Annotated in this window: 25 protein-coding genes; 7 read left to right on the top strand and 18 right to left on the bottom strand. The window is 54.6% G+C overall.

Translation table 11 applies throughout. The features are described 5' to 3' along the window. Nucleotides 1-94 precede the first annotated feature (94 nt). The 12 genes from L5220_RS11845 to L5220_RS11790 all read right to left on the bottom strand — a co-directional run bounded on the left by L5220_RS11845 (nt 95) and on the right by L5220_RS11790 (nt 11,101). Nucleotides 95-202: a hypothetical protein gene (locus tag L5220_RS11845; RefSeq protein WP_499573828.1), complete on the bottom strand. Its 108-nt coding sequence runs from the start codon at nt 200-202 to the stop codon at nt 95-97. A gap of 137 nt (nt 203-339) precedes the next feature. Then, entirely contained in the window at nt 340-1,107 is a 768-nt protein-coding gene (locus L5220_RS11840; RefSeq protein WP_499573783.1) for an SDR family NAD(P)-dependent oxidoreductase, read from the bottom strand. A 12-nt stretch (nt 1,108-1,119) separates the two neighbouring features. Beyond that, nucleotides 1,120-2,661 carry a right-handed parallel beta-helix repeat-containing protein gene (locus L5220_RS11835; RefSeq protein WP_499573781.1) on the bottom strand — a complete coding sequence of 514 codons (1,542 nt, stop codon included), beginning with the start codon at nt 2,659-2,661 and terminating at the stop codon, nt 1,120-1,122. Then, nucleotides 2,661-2,855, bottom strand: coding sequence for a DUF1049 domain-containing protein (locus L5220_RS11830; RefSeq protein WP_448513755.1), 195 nt, complete (start codon nt 2,853-2,855; stop codon nt 2,661-2,663). The genes L5220_RS11835 and L5220_RS11830 overlap by 1 nt, the downstream gene beginning before the upstream one ends. A 3-nt stretch (nt 2,856-2,858) precedes the next feature. Next, nucleotides 2,859-3,080 (bottom strand): hypothetical protein, encoded by a 222-nt coding sequence (locus L5220_RS11825; RefSeq protein ID WP_499573779.1) that lies wholly within the window; start codon nt 3,078-3,080, stop codon nt 2,859-2,861. 259 nt (nt 3,081-3,339) lie between these two features. Continuing rightward, nucleotides 3,340-4,422 (bottom strand): photosystem II q(b) protein, encoded by a 1,083-nt coding sequence (gene psbA / locus L5220_RS11820; protein ID WP_099798269.1) that lies wholly within the window; start codon nt 4,420-4,422, stop codon nt 3,340-3,342. Nucleotides 4,423-4,609: 187 nt separating this feature from the next. Further along, nucleotides 4,610-5,878, bottom strand: a complete 1,269-nt coding sequence (locus L5220_RS11815; RefSeq protein ID WP_499573776.1) for a chloride channel protein — start codon at nt 5,876-5,878, stop codon at nt 4,610-4,612. A gap of 12 nt (nt 5,879-5,890) precedes the next feature. Then, on the bottom strand, nt 5,891-7,432 hold the full coding sequence (locus tag L5220_RS11810) for a GldG family protein (RefSeq protein ID WP_499573774.1): 1,542 nt from the start codon (nt 7,430-7,432) through the stop codon (nt 5,891-5,893). 12 nt (nt 7,433-7,444) lie between these two features. Then, on the bottom strand, nt 7,445-8,272 hold the full coding sequence (locus tag L5220_RS11805) for an ABC transporter permease (RefSeq protein WP_499573772.1): 828 nt from the start codon (nt 8,270-8,272) through the stop codon (nt 7,445-7,447). Beyond that, nucleotides 8,265-9,257, bottom strand: coding sequence for an ABC transporter ATP-binding protein (locus tag L5220_RS11800; protein WP_499573770.1), 993 nt, complete (start codon nt 9,255-9,257; stop codon nt 8,265-8,267). Before L5220_RS11800 ends, L5220_RS11805 begins: the two co-directional genes overlap by 8 nt. A gap of 93 nt (nt 9,258-9,350) precedes the next feature. Further along, nucleotides 9,351-10,595 carry a site-2 protease family protein gene (locus L5220_RS11795; RefSeq protein WP_499573768.1) on the bottom strand — a complete coding sequence of 415 codons (1,245 nt, stop codon included), beginning with the start codon at nt 10,593-10,595 and terminating at the stop codon, nt 9,351-9,353. 14 nt (nt 10,596-10,609) lie between these two features. Next, nucleotides 10,610-11,101, bottom strand: a complete 492-nt coding sequence (locus L5220_RS11790; protein ID WP_448513763.1) for a universal stress protein — start codon at nt 11,099-11,101, stop codon at nt 10,610-10,612. Nucleotides 11,102-11,332: 231 nt separating this feature from the next. Here L5220_RS11790 and L5220_RS11785 point away from each other — a divergent pair, with 231 nt between their 5' ends. Both L5220_RS11785 and L5220_RS11780 read left to right on the top strand, forming a co-directional pair. Next, nucleotides 11,333-11,734: a DUF3110 domain-containing protein gene (locus L5220_RS11785; protein WP_099798275.1), complete on the top strand. Its 402-nt coding sequence runs from the start codon at nt 11,333-11,335 to the stop codon at nt 11,732-11,734. Nucleotides 11,735-11,740: 6 nt separating this feature from the next. Next, nucleotides 11,741-12,817 (top strand): glycosyltransferase family 2 protein, encoded by a 1,077-nt coding sequence (locus L5220_RS11780; RefSeq protein ID WP_499573766.1) that lies wholly within the window; start codon nt 11,741-11,743, stop codon nt 12,815-12,817. A gap of 4 nt (nt 12,818-12,821) precedes the next feature. On the opposite strand, the gene L5220_RS11775 is transcribed toward L5220_RS11780, so the two are convergent. The 3 genes from L5220_RS11775 to folD form a co-directional block, all read right to left on the bottom strand. Beyond that, nucleotides 12,822-13,268: a divergent PAP2 family protein gene (locus tag L5220_RS11775; protein ID WP_198406217.1), complete on the bottom strand. Its 447-nt coding sequence runs from the start codon at nt 13,266-13,268 to the stop codon at nt 12,822-12,824. A 91-nt stretch (nt 13,269-13,359) separates the two neighbouring features. Next, nucleotides 13,360-14,286: a geranylgeranyl diphosphate synthase CrtE gene (gene crtE, locus L5220_RS11770; RefSeq protein ID WP_448513765.1), complete on the bottom strand. Its 927-nt coding sequence runs from the start codon at nt 14,284-14,286 to the stop codon at nt 13,360-13,362. Between the two features lie 10 nt (nt 14,287-14,296). Beyond that, nucleotides 14,297-15,220 carry a bifunctional methylenetetrahydrofolate dehydrogenase/methenyltetrahydrofolate cyclohydrolase FolD gene (gene folD, locus L5220_RS11765; RefSeq protein ID WP_499498387.1) on the bottom strand — a complete coding sequence of 308 codons (924 nt, stop codon included), beginning with the start codon at nt 15,218-15,220 and terminating at the stop codon, nt 14,297-14,299. A gap of 229 nt (nt 15,221-15,449) precedes the next feature. Here folD and L5220_RS11760 point away from each other — a divergent pair, with 229 nt between their 5' ends. The 4 genes from L5220_RS11760 to L5220_RS11745 are packed head-to-tail and all read left to right on the top strand — an operon-like array spanning nt 15,450 to nt 20,209. Then, nucleotides 15,450-15,848 carry a DUF3119 family protein gene (locus L5220_RS11760; protein WP_448527238.1) on the top strand — a complete coding sequence of 133 codons (399 nt, stop codon included), beginning with the start codon at nt 15,450-15,452 and terminating at the stop codon, nt 15,846-15,848. Then, nucleotides 15,841-16,812 (top strand): DUF3086 domain-containing protein, encoded by a 972-nt coding sequence (locus L5220_RS11755; RefSeq protein ID WP_499573765.1) that lies wholly within the window; start codon nt 15,841-15,843, stop codon nt 16,810-16,812. The genes L5220_RS11760 and L5220_RS11755 overlap by 8 nt, the downstream gene beginning before the upstream one ends. 9 nt (nt 16,813-16,821) lie before the next feature. Then, nucleotides 16,822-17,478, top strand: a complete 657-nt coding sequence (plsY, locus tag L5220_RS11750; protein ID WP_099798280.1) for a glycerol-3-phosphate 1-O-acyltransferase PlsY — start codon at nt 16,822-16,824, stop codon at nt 17,476-17,478. Beyond that, nucleotides 17,450-20,209, top strand: coding sequence for an AAA family ATPase (locus tag L5220_RS11745; protein WP_499573764.1), 2,760 nt, complete (start codon nt 17,450-17,452; stop codon nt 20,207-20,209). The genes plsY and L5220_RS11745 overlap by 29 nt, the downstream gene beginning before the upstream one ends. Here the strand turns inward: L5220_RS11745 and L5220_RS11740 are convergent. Further along, nucleotides 20,206-20,343 (bottom strand): hypothetical protein, encoded by a 138-nt coding sequence (locus L5220_RS11740; RefSeq protein ID WP_198406142.1) that lies wholly within the window; start codon nt 20,341-20,343, stop codon nt 20,206-20,208. The two genes, L5220_RS11745 and L5220_RS11740, sit on opposite strands and share 4 nt — an antisense overlap. A gap of 378 nt (nt 20,344-20,721) precedes the next feature. Here L5220_RS11740 and L5220_RS11735 point away from each other — a divergent pair, with 378 nt between their 5' ends. Further along, nucleotides 20,722-21,471 carry an FHA domain-containing protein gene (locus L5220_RS11735; RefSeq protein WP_499573761.1) on the top strand — a complete coding sequence of 250 codons (750 nt, stop codon included), beginning with the start codon at nt 20,722-20,724 and terminating at the stop codon, nt 21,469-21,471. Between the two features lie 26 nt (nt 21,472-21,497). On the opposite strand, the gene L5220_RS11730 is transcribed toward L5220_RS11735, so the two are convergent. Together L5220_RS11730 and L5220_RS11725 are read right to left on the bottom strand one after the other, a co-directional pair. Beyond that, a complete protein-coding gene (locus tag L5220_RS11730) occupies nt 21,498-22,190 on the bottom strand; it encodes an ABC transporter ATP-binding protein (RefSeq protein WP_499498393.1) in 693 nt (230 codons plus the stop codon). A gap of 36 nt (nt 22,191-22,226) precedes the next feature. Continuing rightward, nucleotides 22,227-23,417, bottom strand: a complete 1,191-nt coding sequence (locus tag L5220_RS11725; RefSeq protein ID WP_099798282.1) for a TRC40/GET3/ArsA family transport-energizing ATPase — start codon at nt 23,415-23,417, stop codon at nt 22,227-22,229. Nucleotides 23,418-23,433 lie beyond the last annotated feature (16 nt).

Here is a 23,433-nt window from a genome sequence, read left to right as displayed (position 1 = left end):
TATGTTGCTTGCATTCTGGGGAGGGATTAAGCACAATCACCCTATAGTGCATACTTAGTGCCGCTAGGGTGGGCGCAGCCTTTGTTTTTTAAGTCTAGCGGACAACACGACACTCTGCGAAGAGGCGCTCGGCAATGCGAAAGAGTTCCTGACCAGTGTGCCGATAGCGATCGTCGTAGCTATGGCTAAACTGCTTAAACAGTTAAGTGAGCAGCAACGTTGGCAACGACCGCTGGTTTTGGCTGTGGAAGGCATAATGAGCACGGGCTAGGACACAACGGCAGTCCTGTAGGTAGTTAAAATTATTGGTTCAATGCCTACTTCCTTAGGCGAGAGTCCTTATTCTGAGTTGCGCCGGTAAACCATGGTGGTGCTAGCTTGATCCACGGGCATCAGGACAATCTGGTTCAGGTTGACGTGGGCAGGTCGGGTTGCTGCAAAAAGGATGACTTCCGCAACATCGTGGGCACTTAGGGGTGTCATGCCGCGATAGACGGCGGCAGCACGCTGGCGATCGCCATGGAAGCGAACCTCACTAAATTCGGTGGCCACCATCCCGGGGTCAATTTCAGTGACACGAATGGGGGTGCCGAGGAGATCCAGCCGCAGCCCTTGGCTCAGCGCCTGTACCCCTGCTTTGGTGGCGCAATAGACATGGCCACCGGCATAGACTTGGTGCCCGGCAATGGAGCCAACGTTAATAATATGCCCCTGCTGTCGAGCAATCATGTCGGGTAAAATGGCGCGGGTCACGTAGAGCAGCCCCTTCAAGTTGGTGTCAATCATTTCCTCCCAGTCGCTGATCTGCGCTTCGGCAAAGGGTTCAAGGCCGCGGCTGAGGCCAGCATTGTTAATCAGAATTTGAATGTTGGCCATGTCCGGGGGCAGAGACGCTAGGGCTGCCAAGACTTGAGGGCGATCGCGCACATCCACGGCTTGGGTTAAGACGGTGCACTCCTGTGGCAGGCGCTTTGCTAGGGTATCTAGGCGCTCCTGCCGCCGCGCCCACAGAATAAGGCGTGCGCCTGCTGCGGCAAACACTTCGGCACAGGCCGCACCAATGCCACTGCTGGCACCCGTAATCAAAACGACCTGCTCCTGAGTCATGGACAGCCCTCCTCACTCACTGCTGCGAAAGCGATCGCTGGCGCTACCGTACTGCTGCTGCCATGCCTGCCAGCTTAAGGGGGTGCCCTCAAGGTGAAATGGTTGGGGGCGATCGCTCCACCACTGATTGTGCCCTAGGGTGAGGGTCTCGAGAAAGGGGTGCCCCCGTAGGGTGGTTAATAGGAGCTGCTGCTGGGCACCGATGTAGTTGTTCTCTAGCCGCCAATCCTTGGACGTAATGGTGACTGACTCGCCTGTGTCCGGCAGGGTGATCCTGCGGGGGTAGGGATCGCGCACGCCAATTTGTGCCCCTTCATTTTCTATAATCCAGTTGTTGCGTAGGGTCACGGCCTGTGCCGCCCAGCCAAAGACGCCCGGCGTTTGCAAATAGTTGGGAGCAACCGCATAGTTGTAGGCAATCACAGAGTTTTCAACCGTCACTGGCCCAGTTCCCGCCTCGATGAACAGACCAACAACGGCATTGCCGATGAGCTGCGAGCGCCGAATTGCTACCGCCTGATTATCGGTATCCAGCCATAACCCCGCTGCTTGGTTGGCGATCGCCCGGTAGCGATCAAAGGTCGCCCGCCGCAGATGAAAATACTTTTCACCAGCATCCCAGTCGTAAAAGCCAGCCCATCCCCCCCGCCAGTTATTGCCACTGACCAGTACATCGTGCACCGCCAGATCGCGAATGCCGCCTGCGGCCATCCCCCGCCAGCCATTCTCTAAAAAACGGCTCTGCCGAATGTGGATGCGATCGCTATTGTGCATCTCAAGACCGCCCCAGTTATTGCCCCAAAACGTACAGTTGTGCACCTCAATGTCTTGGCTGCCCTCAATTCGCAATGCTTGGCTAAAGGCACCACCATAATGCTCAAAGCGCAGCCCCACCAAAGCAATATGGGCACTGTTGAGTAACCGCAGCGCCTCACGGTGAATCGCCACCTCTAACACCGCAGGGTCAACCCCCTCTGGCAATGCCACGTACACAACGCCCTGTGCTTCATCCACGTAAAAATCATGACCCATTAGCTCTGCCAAGGCCAGTCGCTGCCGTAGTGGTGCCCCTGCTAACCACACCATCTCCCCCCGCTGAGCCAAGGCCGGCAGCTGAATGTTGTAGGCCGTCCACGGATTACCGGCAGCCCCCCACCGCTGCTGCCATGGATGGCGATACACTTGGATGGCTCCATTTGTACTCACCCATTGCCAGTCTGGCCATTGCATACTTCCCCGCAGACGGACGCGATCGGGGGTCTGAGCCACTAGACGCAGGGGGGTACGATGGTTCTCTAGGGTGCCAAGGGCTTCACGGTAGGTGCCGTTGTGAATGTAAATCTCTACGGGGCGATCGCCATGGTTGTGCGCCCATACCAGAGCCGCCGTAATCGTCCCAAAGGGCTGAGCGGCGGTATGCAAGGAACCATCATTGGCCGTAGGATGCCTAGGATTGACCTCCAATCGCAGTGGTGTATTAGCGACGCTCACCAAGGGAAAGAGTGTCGCCACTAGCCCCAAAAGAAGTGCCCAGCAGGTAGGGTGCCACCGCATTACCGGCCGGCACTAGCGATGTAGGGAATCCACAGCGCCAGAAGAGCCACCAGAACCAATAGCACCCCTAAGGGTAACTGAATCGATTGCCACGCCAAAAACCGTAGGGATACAGCGGTTGCATTTTGCACCGAAAACACGGCGATCGCCCCAGTCGTCACCATAAACAGCAAAAAAAGCAGCAGACGGCGCATCCTTTACTTTCCTTCAGCTCTTTCAGCCTCACGAATCATTTGCTCGGTTTTATGGTAGCGGTTATAGGTAGAAAAGCCCGTAAACAGCTCCTTAAAGAGGGTATCAAGTTGCTCGCGACTGGAAGCACTGGCCGTACTCAGCGGTGCTGGCAAAAAGCGATCGCCAAAGCCAACAAACACCAACCCAACAAGAATAACCGGAAGGATGAAATCTTTGATTCGCATCGAACCGCCCTCCACTGAATCGTTGATATACATAGCTTGCCCCCTTGCAGCCGCAATGATGACCTCACGGTTGGTGCTCAGCTTACTGCCGCAAACATYCCCTGCCACTCTGGCTGGAGTATGCCGAAGGGACTTGATAGCTAGTATTCCCTCGATCATAACGATAGTTGTCAGAAATCAGAGATAGGCCAAATTGCMAAAAAAAAACCGCCCCTCCAGAGAGAGACGGTTTGCTAGCTAACTAGGCAAATGTTGTGAATTAGCCGTTGATGCTCGGGGCAATCATGGCCACAGGAGCAGACTCAGCACTGGCCAAGTCAAGGGGGAAGTTGTGAGCATTGCGCTCGTGCATCACTTCCATCCCCAAGTTGGCACGGTTGATCACGTCAGCCCAAGTGTTGATCACATTCCCTTGAGCATCCACCACAGAGTGGTTGAAGTTGAACCCGTTCAGGTTGAAGGCCATGGTGCTGATCCCCAGAGCGGTGAACCAGATACCGATAACCGGCCAAGCAGCTAAGAAGAAGTGCAGTGCACGGCTGTTGTTAAAGCTGGCGTATTGGAAGATCAAGCGACCAAAGTAACCGTGGGCAGCCACAATGTTGTAGGTCTCTTCTTCTTGACCAAATTTGTAACCGTAGTTTTGCGACTCGGTTTCGGTGGTTTCACGAATCAGGCTGGAGGTCACCAAGGACCCGTGCATGGCGGAGAACAGAGCGCCACCAAAGACACCGGCCACACCCAACTGGTGGAAGGGGTGCATCAGGATGTTGTGCTCAGCTTGGAACACCAACATGAAGTTGAAGGTACCGGAAATGCCGAGGGGCATGCCATCGGAAAAGCTGCCTTGACCAATGGGGTAGATCAAGAACACAGCGGTAGCAGCAGCTACAGGCGCAGAGTAGGCAACACAAATCCAAGGACGCATCCCCAGACGGTAGCTGAGTTCCCACTCACGACCCATGTAGCAGAAGACGCCAATCAAGAAGTGGAAGATGATTAGCTGGTAAGGGCCACCGTTGTAAAGCCACTCATCAAGAGAGGCGGCTTCCCAGATGGGGTAGAAGTGCAAGCCAATGGCGTTGCTGGAGGGCACCACAGCACCCGTGATGATGTTGTTGCCGTAGATCAACGATCCAGCAACGGGTTCACGGATGCCATCGATGTCCACCGGCGGAGCAGCGATAAAGGCAATCACAAAGCAAGCAGTAGCAGCGAGCAGAGTGGGGATCATCAACACGCCGAACCAACCCACGTAGAGGCGGTTGTTGGTGCTGGTGACCCAGCTGCAGAATTGCTCCCACAGGTTCAGTTGCTCGCGACGTTGTAAAACAGTCGTCATAATGATAAGTCCTGTTGAACAAAATGAATGAATGTTACAAGTCCGTCTCAGGACTAAAATGCGCACTAAGAGAGGGTCTCAGGGCTGCATCTCAGCTTTATGAGCCGGAATGTAACTTTATATTAATCAGATCCTGACCAGATTGTAAAGGGTTGTATCTGAATTTTGTATTTTATTAATGTTTCTCTCAGGGATCGTTTAAGGGAGCATCGCTGCGGGACTGCTGACTGGCGATCCAGGCGATCGGGAGGGTACACAGATAGCTCGTCAGGGTTGCGGTGGTGATCAGGGGCAGCATGGCGGTGTGAGAAATCACCGAGAGAATCACGGCTAAGCTTAGAGGGGTTTTCGTCACCGCGACGGTCACTGCCGCCATGGTGTCAACTAGAGCCACACTGACAGGGATCGCCGGAAATACTTGATGGATGGCCATACCAACACAGGAGCCAACAAAGAGTAAGGGAAAGACGACACCGCCACGGAACCCACCATGGAGACACAGACTTAGTGCCACAATTTTGAAAAAGGCAGCCCCTAAGAGAGTTTGGGCACTATAGCGCGTCCCCATTTGTAGAATTTGCTCAATTTGCCGCTCGCCATAAAACAGAGTAATGGGGTAGAGCAGAGCAATCAGGCCAATGAGGCCCCCAACCACCACAATTAAGATCAAAGGGTAGCGTTGGTAAGGGGTGATCCACCGCCCCAAGAGCTGATGGATCAGGATAAAGAGTACCCCCACGGCTGCGCCGATGATGCCAAGGGAGATCGATGTGCCAATATCCTGAGGGCGTAAGGCATCGTAAGGAGGAAAGCGATAAATACTACCGATGGTGGTGCCAGTGATCACCCGAAACAGGGTAAAACCACAAAAGGCGGAAATGAGTGCGGGAATAATCGCCTCATAAAACTCTAAACTACGCCGATGGGGTACCTCCAGAACAAAAAGGGTTGCCCCTAGAGGAGTGTTAAAAAACACCCCCATTCCAGCCGCCATTCCACAGAGGGTGAGGATGCGCCCCACAGCTGCTGACACCTGTAAGCGAGTTGCTAACCAACTGCCAAGACCCCCATTAATATCAATGATTGGACTTTCAGGCCCAGCACTACTGCCAAACAGTAAGGAGAGCCATGAGGCTAAGGCCATCCCCGGAATGTAGCGATAGCTGAGCTTGCCATCCCGATGTAACTCAGCAACAGCATCGGTGAGACCCCCCGTGGCTCCGAAAAATTTGACAGACAACCCCACCAAGAGGCCGCCCGTGGCAGTAATCAGGGGAATGTAGGGGTAGAGATGCTCCCAGGTTCTAATGCTGACTAGGTTTGGTGCGGTGTCCCATAGGAGGGCAAACCCCCCTGTCAGAACCTGATAAAAGGCGGTGGAGACTAGGCCACCAAGGATCCCCACCAGTAGTGCATAGAGCAGCAGGCGTGCATAGGAGAAGGAGGTTCTTGCCATAAAAATTCACGGTTAGCGTCGTCGCCACCACAGGAACACCGCTAGGCCAAACCCCAGCAGCGGTAATAACAAGACAGCACTAATTTCGATCCAGCGGCTGGTAGCCACGTTGAGTTGCAGGCGACGATTGGTGGTTTGCCGGGGGCGCAAAGACAGTGCCTGCTGGTCGCGATCGCCCAACCAAAGCACGGAATTAACGAATAGGTCGCTGTTAATCCCTTGGTAGGCAATCACGCCATCGGTGGCAAATTCGGAATCCCCAAAGACAACCAAACGTGCCTGTTTGGCTGGCTCTTCACTGAGGGTGCGAGTAATGGCCACGGCCAACGGCAGCGGTCCGAGGGTATCCACCCCTTCTGTAAATTCGAGATTTCCAGACTGCCAGTCGGTTTCCGCCCAGGTTTGCGAGCCGGAGAGGGCAAGCTCAACAATATCGTCATCCTTGACTGGCTCAATGCGAATGGCCTGAGCCCGAGGAAAGACGCTAGGGCCTTGGGCAAATCGTTGGGTAATCGGGTGATTGCCATAGGTGGTAACAATAATCGTGTCAGGCCCTAGGCCGACCTGCTGACCAACTCCAGAGCCATCAATAACCCAGCGGTTATCGAGGGTTAGCCCCCAGTCCTTAAGCAGGTCTGCCAGTCCCACATTGATATCTACATCCAGCATCAGCAGCAGGCTGCCGCCGCGATTCAAATAGTTCTTGAGCAGGTCTTCCTCAAGGCGCAAAAAGGGCTGCCGTGGGCCTGCCACCACAATTACGTTGGCATCCTCAGGAACCTTGCCTTTTTCCAAAAGATTGAGGGGTAGAAGTTCAACATCCCGCTGCTCAAGGAGCTTAGCGACTTCTGATAGACTGGCGGAGCCACCCGTGAGGGGGAGTTCATTGTGCCCGGTTGTAAAGTAGGCGGTAACGGTGCGATCGCTCGTGACGCGAATCAGTGCCGGAGTGAGGTTACTTTCGGAGAGGTCTTCGTCAATGCGCTGGGTTTTTGTGCCAGCTTTAACAATCACCTGCCCCACCTGAGTGACGTTGTACTCGCGCGCAAGGCTGGGTTGAGCTTGGGGGTCAACGAATTCAAAGGAAAACTGGTTGTTGGCGTGGCGACGGTATTGCTCTAGCAAGAGGCGATCGCGACTGGCGGCATTGGTATCAAAAACCAAGACCTGTACGGGCTCTTTGAGGTTTTGCAAGACATCGCGGGTTTCAACCGCAAGGGTAAAGGATTGGTTTTCAGTGAGATCAATGTCAACACTATAGCGATTACCGAGAACATTCACGACCCCCAACAGGGCGATGACGGCCACCACGGTGAGGATGGCGTTGGTACTCATCTGGGTAGAGCGCCGTCCCCAAAACCCTCCTGAGACACGGCTTTGCAAAATGAGCCACAACAGTAGTGCGCCCGCCCCTACACTTAATAGGGTGAGGGGCACCCAGTCCCAGCGATCGCTGACGATTCCCGCTGTTGCTCCCGCGATAAGACATAGGGGTGCCACCCACAGAAGGGCAGTGGACACTGCTGCTGAGGAACCAAGGGCAAAGCGCTTCATAAGATTGACCCCCTAATTCCGTTGGTAGCGAAATGCATCAATGGACTGTGCCGTTAGGAAGATCCCTAAAAAGATATAGCTGCCAAAGACTACTAGGCTGCTGGTGCGAAAAACCCCGCGGGTTAGGGTTGAGAAATGTTCGATGGGGGAGAGGTAGGTAAGCACCTCACTGAGGGTGCCGCCGGTATTCTTCGCCAAAATATCTAGAGTCCAGAGGATCAGTAACACAGCAAAGCCAAGAATAGCGGCCAAAATGGTGCTGTCGGTGAGGGAGGATAAAAACATTCCCAAGGCTAAAATGGCCGCTGCCAACAGGAGCAAGCCACCATTCCCGGCAAAAATTAGCCACGGCGAGAGGGGGGGAGTACTACTTTGCAGGGTCACAAACTGATAGACCACAAGGGGAAGCAACAGGGTGGCATAAAAGGTCAATACCGCCAAGAGCTTGCCCGTGGCTACACTCCAGTTGGTAATGGGGGACGTAGCCAATAGCTCAAGGGTGCCGCGCTTACGCTCTTCGGTGTAAAGTCCCATCGAGAGCATCGGCAAAATCACTTGGGAAATGGAGCCAAGTAGCCCTAAAAAACTTTCTAGAATTAATTTTGGTACATCCACTGCTTGGGAGGGTGAGCCAAATTGTTGTTGCAGTAAGTCCTGCTGCGCCACTTGGTCAATGATGGTAGTCATTACCACAATGAAAAAGAGGCCGCTGAGCAGCCAGAAGACTCCAGCAATCACATAGTAAAAGGGAGCGGTGAAGTAGCTTTGCAACTCACGGCGATAGATGGCCAAAATGTTGGCGATGATCATACGGCCACGGTGGAGTAAGTGGCTAGGCATCGGCATCCTCCACAATGGGTTGCTCAGTTGGGGTAAGGGCTGCGGCAGCAGGAGTAATATCGTCGGTCGTGAGTTTGAGGAATACGTCTTCAAGGTTGGCGTGGGAGCGGCGCATCTCGTAGAGTTGAATACCATTTTGGACGAGGAGGGTGGCCAAATCGGCTCCAATTTCCTCAGGACTGCTGATGTGGAGTTGCTGCCGCGGCTGGTCTGGAGTGCCAAGCCAGTTGACGTTTTGCAGCTGGGGCATCTGAGTTAGCAGGGTTTGGATGTGCTGGCGATCGCCCACGAGTTCGAGATCGTAGGTGTAGCTGCTGCTGAGCTGCTGCATTAACTCATCCAGTTTGCCGATGCCGGCTACCTCGCCTTTGTTGATAATGACGGCGCGATCGCAGGTCATACTCACCTCTGCCAAAATATGGGTCGAGAGAATGACCGTATGCTGTCCGGCAAGGGTTTGGATAAGATGGCGCACTTCAATAATTTGTCGGGGATCGAGTCCTACGGTGGGTTCATCCAGAATAATGGCCGGAGGATCGTGAACAATGGCTTGGGCAATCCCTACCCGCTGCCGATATCCTTTTGAGAGCTTGCGAATAATCGTATGTTGGCAATCAAGAAGGCCACAGCTTTTGAGGGCGAAGTTGACCCGCTGGGGGCGATCGCCGGCACTGACCCCCTTAATACGAGCGACAAAATGCAAATATCCGGCAACCGTCATTTCGGTGTAAAGGGGCGGATGTTCCGGCAGATAGCCAATGCGCTGCCGCACGGCCATCGGGTCAGTGTGAACCTCATGCCCAGCAATGGCTGCAGTGCCACTGGTTGCGGGCAAATACCCTGCCAAAATGCGCATCGTCGTGGTTTTACCAGCACCGTTGGGGCCGAGAAGTCCCAAAATTTCCCCCGTGGCTGCCGTAAAGCTGACATCGCGCAAGGCAACCGTTGTTCCGTACACTTTGGTCAGGTGCTCAACCTGAATCATGGCGTCGCCTCAACTAACCGTGTTCGTCGCTACGGGAAGCACTGGAACACGATCATACCGCCTTTTTTGATGAACTACCCCGCTGGTCGGGTTTCAATCGGCAGGGGGCAGCGGATCACTACTTTGCATACTTTGCAATTGTAGGGCGGTGCGCGCCACTTCGAGGAGCTGTAGCTCTGGTGGATAGTGGGTTTGCTTCCTCAGGAGTTGTAGTTCCTGTTTGCTGAGCTGCCAGCCCAGCTGACTGGCCAGTGCCGCCATCACATCGGCACGATCAATCACTCCCGCCACCGCTGCTGCTGGGGAGAGCACCGTTAAAAATTGCTGCTCTTTCTCTTCAAGGGTACAGACTACGGTGGCCAAGGAGTCAGATTCCCGCACGGTGGCGATCGCTGCCAAGGGTACGGCTAATTGTTCGATGGGGGTTTGCTCCCACATACTGCGCTCAATGTGGTTCAGGGCTTGGGGAGCCAACAGCCCACGGTAGCGGCCATCAGTGGCCACAAAATAGGCGGTCGGTTGGCGATCCGCTAACAGGAGGTAGCGATCGGCAAATTCCCGCAGGGACAGGGTGCCATCCACAACCCGATAGTCCCGAGACATGGCCGCCGCCGCCGTTAGCTTCAGCAAGCCTTCTTGGAGGCGACTGAGACGATGGTAAATCGTAGCATTTTGCAGCGCAAACCACCCCAATAGACCAATCCACAAACCGTTGCCACTGCCTAAGAGCMCCCCCGCCAGCCCCAGACTCATGGCGAGCCAGCCCAGCACCTGACCGGAGCGCGCCGCCCAGCGAATCCCCTGAAAGCGGCTGCCGGTGAGTTTCCAAACCCCCGCCTTGAGAATTTGCCCCCCATCAAGGGGGAGCCCGGGCAAGAGGTTAAACAGCGCCAACACAAAATTAATTCTGGCAAGGTACAGCAGTAGTTCCTGAAGGGGACTCCCCGCAGGCAATGGCACTGCTGCGAGCCGCAGCACCACGAACAGCCCAAAACTCACCAGTGGGCCAGCGATCGCCACCTGAAATGCTTGGGCAGGCGTTGCCGATTCTCGCTCAATCGCAGCCATCCCCCCAAACAAAAAGAGGGTAATTGAACGAACAGTAATGCCTTGCGAGCGAGCCGCCAAACTGTGCCCCAACTCGTGTAGCAGCACCGAGCCAAACAATAGCAGTGAAATGAGGAACCCCATACCCCACGCCAAGGCTCCCCACTCAGGGTAGGTGGCCTGCCAGTCACTTCCATTGAGAAACGCAAATAAAAGGATGACAATAAACCACGAGCGATCAATGCGCAGTGGAATTCCGAAGACGTTGCCAACTTGCCAGCTTTGTCCCATGCTGAGTAACCTGCTTAGGGATTCGGACGTTGAATCGCGAGCACTGAGCAGTGGGCATTGTGCAAAACGTAGTTACTGACGCTCCCCAAGAAGAACTCACTCAGCCCTTTGAGTCCCCGTCGTCCCACAACAATGAGATCGCTTTGCCAGTCTTTAGCCAAATCACAAATGGCGCGGCCAGCATCCCCCAAGGCTTGCGTGAATTCAGTGGCAACCCCTTTGTCTGTGGCCACTTGGGTCAAATGCCGCAGCATATCTAACCCTTTTTGCTCAAAGCTCTCCCACTGTTCGGCGTAGGCACGCATCACTTCCTCATGCAGCCCCACATAAACCCCCGACGCCAGCGGCGTTGTGAAAATTGGATCCGGATAGGACTCGCTGGTGGGGGACAAAACATGAATGAGCATCATTTGGGCTTGATAGTGTAAAGCCAAATCTAAAGCCGTTTGAAAGACTGATTCTCCTAATTCAGTGTCGTCCACCGCAACCAAAATTTTTTTGTACATGATGGATCACGCTCCTTTGGCGTTAGCGATCGCCCCCTACCTCTAGCTTAGTTGATGTTAGGGGGGGATTCTATGGCCAACAGCGATGGGCTTTTGTGGATATTATTTGCAAGACGTTACAACCTGTTAAGCTAACATCGGCGATTAACCATTCAGAACTTAGTGGATGAAACTGATGTAAGGGAGCCAAAATCGGTATAATCGCTGTTGAGATTTCAGGGGCGAATCGTTATGCAAGTTTATGTCTTGCTCTACAATCCCGGTACCGCAAATGAGGGTATTCATTCGCTGCAACTGGGCGATCGCAACCTAATTCTCATGTTTGAGTGCGCCGATGATGCTGAGCGCTATGGGTTGCTCTTAGAAGCACAGGATTTTCAACGTCCCAGTGTGGTTGGAATTGATGCCAAGGAAGTGGAAGAGTTTTGTCAAGCCTCAGGTTACGAATGCCATTTAGTGCCTAGGGGGTTTGTGCCAACGAACGATGCTGAGCGGTTATTCTTGACTCCACCGGAGCGCAATGTGGCTGAAACCGACTGGGAGGTTGAAAACCGAGTACCGCCCGCCGCGGAGAGTGAATTTTCGGAAAAAGAGCTAAACCGTCTGCGTCAACAACTTGAAAAGTTACTGTAGGTGGCCATGCCGCAGGTCTCCGCCTGTTTGATCGTCAAAAATGAAGCCACAAATCTTCAGCGGTGCTTGGCGAGTGTGCAGCCTGTTGTGGATGAAATCGTGGTGGTGGATACCGGCTCAACGGATGATACGGTGGCGATCGCCCGTCAGTTTACAGAGAAGCTCTACACCCTACCGTGGCGCGATGATTTTGCAGCGGCGCGTAACTATTCCCTAGACCAAGCCAGCGGTGAGTGGATTCTGGTACTGGATGCCGACGAAGTCCTTGTGTGCCTCAGTGATACCTCCTTGAGGGAGCAGTTAGCCGCAGCGCCCAGCGTACAGGCGTACCAACTGTTGCGCCGTGAAGTTGGCACAGGGGAGCAGTTTTCAGATTTTGCCATTGTGCGCCTCTTTCGCAACCTGCCCACCCTCCGCTATCAGGGGCGTTTTCATGAGCAATTGGTCTCTTCAGGATCTGCCCCCATCACTATCGGAACCCTCACAACTTTCAGAATTGATCACTACGGCTATCAGCCGGCTCAGATTCAGGCAAAGATGCGCGATCGCAATATCCCCATTTTGGAGCGCATCCGTGCCAGCGAAGGGCTGAGCCTGAGCCTACTGTTTGCCTTGGCGGACATGTACAACGCCGTCAATAACCCTAGTGCTGCGGAAGATTGCTTTAATGAACTCTTTGAGCGCCTATTTCCCCACCTCCTGAGTGGCCAACTCCCGCCAGAGGTGCCCGGCTCCCTGCCAGAAATTCTCCATCAACTGGGGCGACGCTTACTGGCGGCGGAAGAACACGAGGCGCTGCAATTGCTCTGTCAGCAAAGCCTGATCTGGTTCCCTACCTATCCTCCCCTCAACCACTTAGCAGGGTGCTGGCTAATGGCCTTAGGCTTTCCCCTTGGTGCCACTGCCTATTTTGAGTACTGCCTCGAGATGGGGCGCACCAATCGCTATAGCAAGCAGATGCCTTTTCCCTTGGACTACGTGGGCGAACGTGCTGCCCAGCAGTTGGCGCTGGCTTACCAAGCCTTGCAGGAGACTGAGCGCTCACGATACTACACTGAGCTAGCCCAAAGCCTGAAGAGTTGAGCCTCTAGGTTGCCACCCAGGCGATCGCCACCCCCAGCGCAGAGCCAGCAATCACTTGAATGGGGGTATGGCCAAGAAGTTCCTTGAGTCGGGCTTCTGCTAATTCGTGCCCTTCTTGGAAAAATTCTTCGACAATCTGGTTGAGGATGCGCGCTTGCTTGCCGGCGGCTTGGCGCACACCGGCTGCATCGTACATCACAATAAAGGCAAAGACCAGGGCAATGGCAAATTCAACACTACTCCAGCCTCGCTGCAACCCTACGCTCGTGGCTAAGGCCGTCACTAAGGCAGAGTGAGAACTGGGCATGCCGCCAGTTTCCACCAACACCCGGAAGTTCAGCTTACGATGCTTGGCAATATCCAACAGCAGCTTGAGGGTTTGGGCGATCGCACTAGCCGCCAAGGCCACCCAGAGAACATGGTTAGACAACAGCTCGCGGAGAGTATCCATCATCGTTGCGGACAAAGGTCTGCGCCCATCCTACCGTGTTGTGCCTCTATGAACTACCCCACCCTACGGATTGGGTGTTCTGTGACACCCGTTAATGGCTACGGGCAGTAATATAGTCGGCGATCGCCTGCAAGGGCACCGCAGCCTCACCGTAAAGTGCCAACTCTGCCTTCGCCTCCGCCACCAAGCGCTCAGCTTCTTGGCGGGATTTGTCTAGCCCCCATAGCCGAGGATAGGTCATTTTCTGCGCCGTCACATCCTTGCCAGCGGTTTTACCCAGCACATCCCGGGTCGAGGTAATGTCGAGAATATCGTCAATGATTTGAAAGGCCAGACCAATGTTGGCGGCATAGCGAGACAGCCGCTTGAGCGTTGCTTCATCCGCCCCAGTCAAGAGTGCGCCTGAGAGCACCGCAGCCTCTAGCAGTGCCCCCGTTTTATGGGAGTGGATAAAGTGCAGGGTCTCAACACCAATATTTGTTTTCCCTTCACACTCTAGATCGACAACTTGCCCACCCACTAACCCCGTCGCTGCCACCGCGTGACCCAAGCGGGCAACAATTTTTAGCAAATATTCCGCAGGCACATTTTTGGTCTGCTCAACCACATACTCAAAGGCGTAAGCAAGCAGCCCATCCCCAGCCAAAATCGCAATGTCTTCGCCGTACACCTTATGGTTCGTGAGTTTGCCCCGCCGATAGTCATCATTGTCCATTGCTGGCAGATCATCATGGATGAGGGACATGGTGTGAATCATCTCCAAGGCACAGGCCGTGGGCATGGCCATGGCGATCGTCCCCCCCAGTAACTCACAGGTTGCCAAGCAGAGGATGGGGCGCAAGCGCTTGCCACCCGCCATGAGGGAATAGCGCATGGCATTGTATATTTTTTCGGGGTACGTCACAGGCAGGGAAGACTCCAACGCCGCTTCCACTAGGGCTTGCCGTTCTTTCAGGTAGGCCTTAAGGTCAAAGTTGCTAGCAGCGTTGCGAACGTGGGGGGGGTCGGCGGAAATCATTGGGGTCTCCTCATCGTGCAGGCTGGTCTGTAGGGGACAACTGGAGTAACTGCGCTGGCTGATTGTGCCGGCGACAATAGCTCCATACTGTATTGTGCAACAACATGGCCACGGTCATCGGACCAACCCCGCCGGGAACAGGGGTAATGTAACTAGCCACTTGACAGGCAGCATCATAGTCCACATCGCCCCACAGGCTAAATTTACCATCTGGGCGTTGAATACGATTAATGCCAACATCAATAACAATGGCACCGTGGCGAATCATGTCTGCGGTAATGCAGCGGGGACGACCGATCGCCGTCACTAAAATTTCGGCACTGCGAGTTACCTCAGCTAGGTTACGGGTGCGCGAGTGGGCGATCGCCACTGTTGCATCGGCATTTAAGAGCATTAGGGCAAGAGGCTTGCCCACCAAAATACTGCGCCCCACCACCACCGCTTGCCGACCCGCCACCTCAATCCCGTAGGCCGCTAGCAATTGCATCACCCCAGCAGGGGTACAACTGCGCAACCCCGGCTCATCGCGCACAAGACGACCTAAATTGTCAGGGTGGAGGCCATCGACATCCTTATCGGGGTGAATGGCGTAGAGCAGAGGGCGCGCATCCAAGTGAGGCGGCAGCGGCAATTGTAGCAAAATACCATCTACCCGCTCATCATGGTTGAGATCGGTGATCTTAGCCAAGAGGTCAGCTTCGGATGTCCGGGCGGGCAAGTGAGCACCAAAGGAGCGAATCCCAACCCGTTCACAGGCCTGCTCCTTGGCGCGAACGTAAACAGCACTAGCGGGGTCATCGCCAACCCTGAGAACCGCTAACCCCGGTGCCCGCCCCAACTGTGGCTTTAGGGTTTGTACGTGTGCCGCCAGCTTCGCCTCAATAGACTGGGCTAAGGTTTTACCGTTGAGGCAGGTGGGGATATGCTCAGCCAAGGTGAATCCCATCCAAAGAATGACATCAAAGTGCAGCGATCAGCTCAGCAGTGGTACGGCACCGTAACCAGACCACGGACATCACCGTAGTTTACACTACCAACTGTTGCCCTTTCTAGCCTTGGGGCTGTGCCGTTCGTGTCCAATACCGTAGGTGCTGGCAGGCGTTGGTTTGCCAATGCTTGACAATGTAAGTAAGTATGACCCAACAGAAGGGAGGACATCCCCAATGCAAGCAACAACCACGACAGTTCGTTTGGCTCCGACCTTTGCTGTACCGGTGGGCGTACTGCTGCTGAGTGTGCCCCTTTGGTACCTGAAGTGGTGGTTAGGGTTGCCGGTATCGCTGTTCAGTCTGTTTTTGGCCGTGCAAGCGGCTACCCTACGGCTGGACTTTACAGCGACAGCCCTTGAAGTGTATCGCGGCAGCCAGCAAATTCGGCAGTTTCCCTACCAGCAGTGGCAGCACTGGGAGGTTTTTTGGCCACGGCTGCCCATCCTGTTTTATTTCCGTGAGGTCAAGAGTATCCACTTCTTGCCGATTCTGTTTGATGCCAAAACTTTAGTACAATGCCTGCAAGAACGCTGCCCACGTACGGCCTTTATTCCCCCTGCTCGCAATGACTGATGAACCCACCTTGACCCCAGACCTAACTGAGTCCGCTGCTGAGGCACAGGAGGCGGAACTGGCTACGCTTGCGGCACGGCGGGATGCACTCAAAGAGGAAATTCAAGCGCTTGAAGCAGCATTCCATCGTCTTGCTCACCGTTGTTGCCAGGATCTTGAAGAGAAGCAACAAGCCCTGCAACTCACTATCGAACAGTTGGAGCGACGCAAGGAGCGTATTGAGCAGGAACTGCGCCAAAATTTTGTTGGTGCATCTCAGGAAATGGCTATCCGGGTGCAAGGGTTTAAGGAGTTCCTCGTGAACAGTATGCAGGATTTAGCTGCAACGGTGGAGGAACTACAACTGCTGCCAGCCCCTGCCCCAGCAGCAGAGCATGAAACACCGCCCGCTGCAACTTCCCCCCCGAAATTGGTGTTGGATGAGGGGTTTCAGGAGGAAACTAGCCGCATTAAGCACCTCCTAGAGCAGTACCAAACGAACCCCAATTACTATGGCCCGCCTTGGCAGCTACGGCGCACCTTTGAGCCGTTACACGCGCAGCGAGTGGAAAGTTGGTTTTTTGATTTAGGGGGACGGGGTGCCCTGCGATCGCTCCCAAGTCGGCTGCAAAATATCCTTGTGGCCTCGGCAATTATCTCGATTTTGCGGGATTTTTACGGTGACATGCTGCGGGTGCTGGTCTTGGCAGACTCTCCCGAGCGTTTGGGAGACTGGCGGCGGGGGCTGCAAGACTGTTTAGGCATCAATCGCCAGGACTTTGGCCCTGAGCGGGGGGTGGCGCTATTTGAGTCTGCGGATGCATTGGCCTTCCGCGCCGATCGCCTTGAACAGGAGGACTATCTCCCCCTGATTTTAATTGACGACTCCCAAGAGAAGGTGAGTTTATCGCTGCTTCAGTATCCACTCCTGTTGGGGTTTGCTCCCGAACCCCAGTTGCGTCGCACGAATGAGTTGTTTGAATAGGAGGCACAGGTGAGCACCGCAGTCATCCTTGGGGTTATGGTGCTGACAAGCTATCTACTCGGCTCAATTCCGACGGGCTATTGGGTGGCCAAGCACCTACGCGGTATTGACATTCGCGATCATGGCTCTGGCTCCACAGGCGCCACCAATGTCCTGCGGGTGGTGGGCAAAGGCGCGGGGCTGTTCACCTTTGTTGTTGATGTGCTCAAGGGAACGGTTGCCGTTGTTGCGGCTCGCTGGAGCCTCGCTCAACCCTGGAGTACGGTGCCGCCAGCGTGGGGAGACTACTGCCTGTTGGCGATCGCCCTAGTGGCGGTGGTGGGGCACAGTAAACCTATTTGGCTGGGATGGCGGGGCGGCAAATCCGTTGCCACCAGCTTGGGGGTGCTCTTGGCGCTGAACTGGCCGACAGGATTGGTCACCTTTGGTGTCTTCCTTGTGGTACTTGCCCTGAGTCGCATTGTCTCTCTTGGCTCGATTCTAGCGGCGCTGTCTCTACCCCTTTGGTTTTGGTGGTTTACAGGATCGCTGCCCTTTGTTGGTTTTAGTATTTTAGCTAGTGCCTTTGTTATTTGGCGGCACCAGAGTAATATCCAGCGCCTCATTGCCGGTACCGAGCCACGCCTAGGAGGCCGGAGTGGAAATTCAGCGGCTGACCTTAACTAATTTCAAAACCCATCGCGATCGCACTGTTAACTTTTGCCGCGGGGTGAATGTTATCTGTGGCGAAAATGGGGCGGGCAAAACAAGCCTTTTAGAAGCCATTGCTTGGGTTCTATTTGATGCCACCTCCGGTTATGGGTCTGGCTTTAACAAAGCAATTATTCGCAAGGGCGCAACCCATGCTGAGGCAACGGTTCAGTTTATTTCGGCGGCGGATGGTCGCTCCTACGTGGTTAAACGCAGTACCCGTAGCGGCTATAGCATTTTTGACCCCCAGTTACAGGCGCTGGTGTTGTCGCGGCGGGACGAGGTACAGCAATGGCTCAAGGAACATTTGGGGATCAACAGTGCCTTGCCCCTTAAAGACCTCTTTGAGCAGGTGATCGGCATTCCCCAAGGGATGATGACCGCCGACTTTTTCGGTACAGCCGCTCAGCGCCGCGCAATTTTTGAGCCTATCTTGCAGGTGGATGACTATCGCCGCGCCTACGATGCCGCCTTGGCGCTAGAAAAACACTCCGAAACCCGCCTGCAGCACCTCCGGGAAACTATTGCCCGCCATGAGCAGGCGCTAGCCAGCCGCGACGACTATACCACCAAGGCGCAAGCTCTAGCCGCAGAATTGGCGCAGGACTACCAACAGCGCGATCGCCTCGCTCAGGTGTGTCACGCCTTGGCCCAGGAACGGGCGCAGCTTGAGGCAGAAGTGGCAGCTCTTGAGCACTTAGCGCAGCAACAGCAGCGGCTGCAACACCAACTTGAACAGCAGGAGCAGCTTTGCCGCGATCGCCACCAACAGCTAGCCGCCGCGCAATTGAGTCAAGCGCGCTGCCAAGACTCTCAGGCAACCTACGATCGCTATTGCGAACTGCAACAAACACTGCGGAGCCTCGAGCGGCAGTTAAAGGAGCAGGGTACCCTTGAGCAGCAGATTGCTGAGCGCGAGCAGCGACAGCAGCGAGCCGCAACCAAACTGGCACGCCTTGAAGCCCAACGCCAAGCGATCGCTACGATTGAGTCCCAACTGGCTGCCCTTGCCCCCCAGATTGCGGCGGCGGATGCCCTTGAGCAGGAATTAGCCCTAGTCCACGCCCAACTGCGAGCGGCGGAGCAGGCAGCTCAAGAGGCCACCCATCTTGAGGAGCAAATTCAACGCGCCCAACTCCGCCTTGTTGAACTGGAGCAGCAATTGGCTGCCCTTGATGCTCAACGCCCCCTTGCTGCCACCCTAAACCAGAAACAGCAGGAGCGCGATCGCCTCGCAGCCCAGATAAGCCACCTCAGCGCCGCCCAAGCCTTTGCCGCCACCCTTGCCCCCATCGTTGCAAGCGCCACAACCCAAGCCGCCGCCATCGCTCCTCTAACTCGCCAAGCCATGCACGAACTGACCGCCGCCCAAGACTTTGCCTTGCTCACCCCAGCTGTGACCTTAGGCCTGCAAGCGCTGCAACACCTGCAAGCCAACCATCAGCAGTTGCTCAACGACCTTGAAGCACTCCTCAAGCGCCTTGATCCCTCTGAGCAAGACCTGCTGACCCCTCTCCTCGCGCAACTCGACGCGGACATTGCTGCCGCTGCCGCTGCCGAACGCTCACTCCTGCAATGGCACCCCCTTGCCGCTGAAAAAGCGCGATTACACGAACACCTGAGTGCCCTTGGCGATCGCCAACGGCAGTTGATCCCCCGCTACAGCCAACTCGCCCAGTTGCAGCGTCAGCACGCCAAGCTGAGCACAGAGCTAGAGGCACTGGGGCAACCCCGCGCCCAACAACAGGTTCTCCTAGAGCAACAGCAGTCAGCACCGGACATTGAAACAGCAGTCCAAGAGCTAGTACAACACCAAGCGCAATTGAACAGCGAGCTTGCGCCCCTATACCGTCAACGCCAGTACTATCAAGCCTTAGAGCAGAAGCGCCAAGCCCTCACAGAGGAATTGGCGACCCTAGAGCACGCCTACCAAACCTATCTCCAGCACCAACACCAAGCTAGCCAAGTGGCCGCCTACCAAGCGGCGCTTGCAGAGGCACAAGCCACCTATGCCGCCCTCCAAAACACCTGTGTCACCCTAGCGCAGGACTACCAGACCCAAGCCCAGCGCATAGATGTGGATCGCTTAAGGGAGGTCACAGCTCGCCATGAGCAACTCAGCCGCGAGTATCAAACCCTCCTAGGGGCAATTCCCGAAAAGGAGAGACAATATCAGCATTATGCAGACGCCCTCCAGCATCTTGAGGCGGTGGCGCAACAGCTTGCCCGTAGCCGCCAAACCCTCGCTGAGTACCAACAGCGACACCATTTTATCGTGACGGCGCGGGAAATTTACCGAACCAGTGGCCCCCGCGTTAGCGAGGCGTACCTGCACAGCATTTCGCACGAAGCCGACCGTCTCTTTCGCGAGTTACTCAACCGTCCTGACGTTGCCCTTCGGTGGCTGTCGGACTACGACATTCACGTGAACGAGGGCGGGCACTGGCGTAGTTTTAGGAGCCTTTCTGGGGGTGAGCAGATGTGCGCTGCCCTTGCGGTACGCCTTGCCCTGCTGCGAATTTTAGCCGCCACAGACGTGGCCTTCTTTGATGAACCCACGACCAATATGGATCACGAGCGCCGTCAGCAGCTAGCAGAAAACCTAGCTAATCTGAGAAGTTTTAGACAGCTATTTGTCATTAGCCATGATGAAACCTTTGCTGCCCTGACCGAACATATTATCCATCTGGAGCGACAAGCTCCCTAAGCGTAAGCCGTATGCAGCGCCCACCAAATCAACACAGCAATAAAGCCAAGAATCAGTACCGCTGAAGCTGCGATCATCACAGGGCTATCTGCCCCTTCAAACTTCATAATGCCGCGATTAAAATCTGTGGCCATAGGAAGACACTCCAAGCACGGTTTAATCTACATCAATTCTAGGCAGCTTTTGGGGTCTTCAGTGGTAGCAGGGGTGACTTGTTACGATTCGTTATGCGTGGCTGTGTTAACACAGAATCTGTGCCAAATCTGGCCAAGTCTTATCTAGCCAAACCTTAAGATTTGACAATTCTTGACATGTTTGTGATCAGCATCACAGCAGTTCTCCGTCAGATCACGCAAAGGTAAAAGTAGATTGACAGCCTAGGCCACTTTTGCAAGCGTCATCAATATTTGCAGCGGTGCGTGACTGAGCGCCTCAGAACGCTCAGGATGACCTCTTCTCATCATCCTGCCATTGGCCGTGGTTGTTTATGGACTCACGGGGGATAGATTAAAATGAACAGCTTGGCACAAGAGCGTCATGTTTTGATTTTGAATATGGTGGGTGGGCGACGCGCGATCGCCCTTGAGGCGGCTGCTTACTCCTTAGGGCGCGACGAAAGCAACGCGATTGTCTTAGACTTTGAGACCGTATCACGACAGCACGCGATTCTGTTGCGGGTGCCTGTGCCGGGTACCACGAACTATCGTTACCGCTTGGTGGATGGCAATGCCAATGGCAAGCCCAGCACGAACGGTACGTTTGTCAATGGCAAACGGATTTCCAGCCATGAACTTCACCATGGGGACGTGATTCTCTTTGGCCGCAAAGCCAAGGCTTCTTACATGATGGTGTCAATGGCGGAGACGGAGTTTAGCCAATACCTCCAGTCCATCGCCTTTCAAAGTATTAAGTCGGATTTGCGCGGTGCCAAGGAAACGTTGGTGGGAATGGAGTTCAGTGGGGAGTTGCGCCGTCCACCCAGCCGTGAATTGGTGGGGGCGGCCAAAACGGCTCTCAGTATTGAAACGGAACCGGTCAAGCCCGCTGCCAAGGATACCTTGGCCAGTGAGGGTGGTGACACCTCTTCCCAAGCGAATAAAGCCACGGTGCACGAACCCCAGTCCCATCATGGGCTGAGGTGGATGATTGGCCTAGGGGCGATCGCCACCGTGGTCGCAGCTATTTTTGTGGGAGCCTACCTGCGCTCACCCGCACCTCAGCAACCTGCTCCAACCCAATCCCCGTCGGTTGCACAGCCATAATCAAGGGTGATTCAGGCTGAGTGACCCTAATCGGTCTGAATACGACCATCTTCAATTTTGGTAATGCGATCGGCAATGGGGATGATTCGCGGATCGTGGGTGACAATCATTACCGTACATCCCTTTTGCTTTGCTAGCTTGTAGAGAATTTTAATGACTTGCTGGCCACTTTGGGAGTCAAGAGACGCAGTCGGTTCATCGGCAAAAATAATTTTTGGATCGCCGGCCAGTGCCCGGGCGATCGCAACTCGCTGCTTTTGCCCGCCTGAGAGGTTTTGCGGTAAGAAGTTGAGGCGATCGCCTAAGCCCACTTCGTCTAAAAGCTTGGCAGCACGCACCTTCGCATCCTTCGTGGCAACCCCCTTCAGGTTGAAGGCAATCTCTACATTTTCTAAAGCGGTTAAGGCTGGAAAAAGATTAAAACTCTGGAAGACAAACCCAATGTTGTTGAGGCGAAACCTCGCTAATTCGTTCTTTTTCATCTGGGTAATGTCTTGCCCTAGAACAAATACTTTGCCGCTAGTGGGGGTCAAAATTCCGGCTAAAATCGAGAGCAGCGTTGTTTTACCGGAGCCGGAAGGCCCCATCAGCAAATGGATATGGCCTGTCTGAATACTGAGATTAATGCCGTGTAACACTGGGGTCAATTGATGCCCCGACTGGTACACCATCGTTAAATCAGTCGTGGCGATCGCCAACGAAGGCACAGAGGAGGTCACAAGTGTAATCTCAGCACATCTCAAAACAGCAGTAGATTATCCACTGACCGCCGCAGTAGCAAAGCGAATTTTCAAGTAGTCTGCCTCCATTTTGGCGCCAACTGGCTGCATGGCGGCTAATCCCTGCGGTAGCACCATATTACGCCGATGGTTACCAATGCGAATACTTAACTCGTCAGCAGTTTTATTCAGTTCGATTTTTTCCTTAGGGATCCCGGGTAAATAGAGTTCGAGGCTGTACTGGCCATCACTGGGCACCACCCGAATTGTTTGCTCTTGGTAATAGACTTGGGCAGGGTCTTCATCGGCGTAGAGCGTTTCCTTAAGACGCTTCAGGGCAGCCAGACCACAGAGTTCCTCGGCAAACAGGGGCACTTCTTTGACCGGTAGGGGTCGGAAATTGTCGTGAATTTCTTGGCGGTACTGCTGCTGCGTCTCTTTCCAGCGGCTAAAAAAGGGATCGCTGACTGTTTCTGGTAAGATGCGGTTAGCGACCACCAAATCTGTGGCCACATTGTACAAGCTCAAGTAAGCATGAGCGCGTAGGGACTCCTTAAGAACCATTTTTTCAGGATTTGTGACCAGCCGTACCGAGGTTTGGGTGTTGTCGGTGAGGACTTTTTCGAGGGCTTCAATTTGTTCATAGAACTCGTAAGGTGCATCCATCACCGCCTGATCCGGTAGCGAAAAGCCCACCAAGGGCTTGAAAATTGGCTCCACAATGGGGCGCAAGGCCACCGACATCCGCTGCAAGGGTTTATAAAAGCGGCGCATATACCAGCCGCTCACCTCAGGCAAACTCAACAGCCGCAGTGCCGTTCCCGTGGGTGCCGAATCAATAATCAGGACATCGTACTGACCCTCGTCATAGTGCCGCTTCATCCGTACGAGGGCAAAAATTTCATCCATCCCCGGCAAGATGGCGAGTTCTTCGGCCTGTATCCCCTCTAGCCCCCGTGCCTGCAACACTTGGGTAATGTAGCGCTTCACCGCTCCCCAGTTATCCTCCAGCTCCATCAAGGCATCTAACTCTGCTCCCCAGAGGTTCTCGGCCACAGGAGCAGGCACATGCCCCAACTCTAGGTCAAAGCTATCGGCTAGGGAGTGAGCCGGATCCGTACTGAGAACAAGGGTTTTGTACCCCAACTCAGCACAGCGTAACCCCGTCGCTGCTGCGACTGAGGTCTTACCAACGCCACCTTTACCCGTCATTAAAATTACGCGCATGAAAAGGCTCTCACCG

The sequence above is a fragment of the Synechococcus sp. PCC 6716 genome (assembly GCF_022570815.1).
In the GTDB taxonomy this organism is placed as follows: Bacteria; Cyanobacteriota; Cyanobacteriia; order Thermosynechococcales; family Thermosynechococcaceae; genus Thermosynechococcus; species Thermosynechococcus lividus.
The sequence above is the reverse complement of the archived record's forward strand: the minus strand, read 5'-3'. Positions and strand labels throughout refer to the sequence as shown.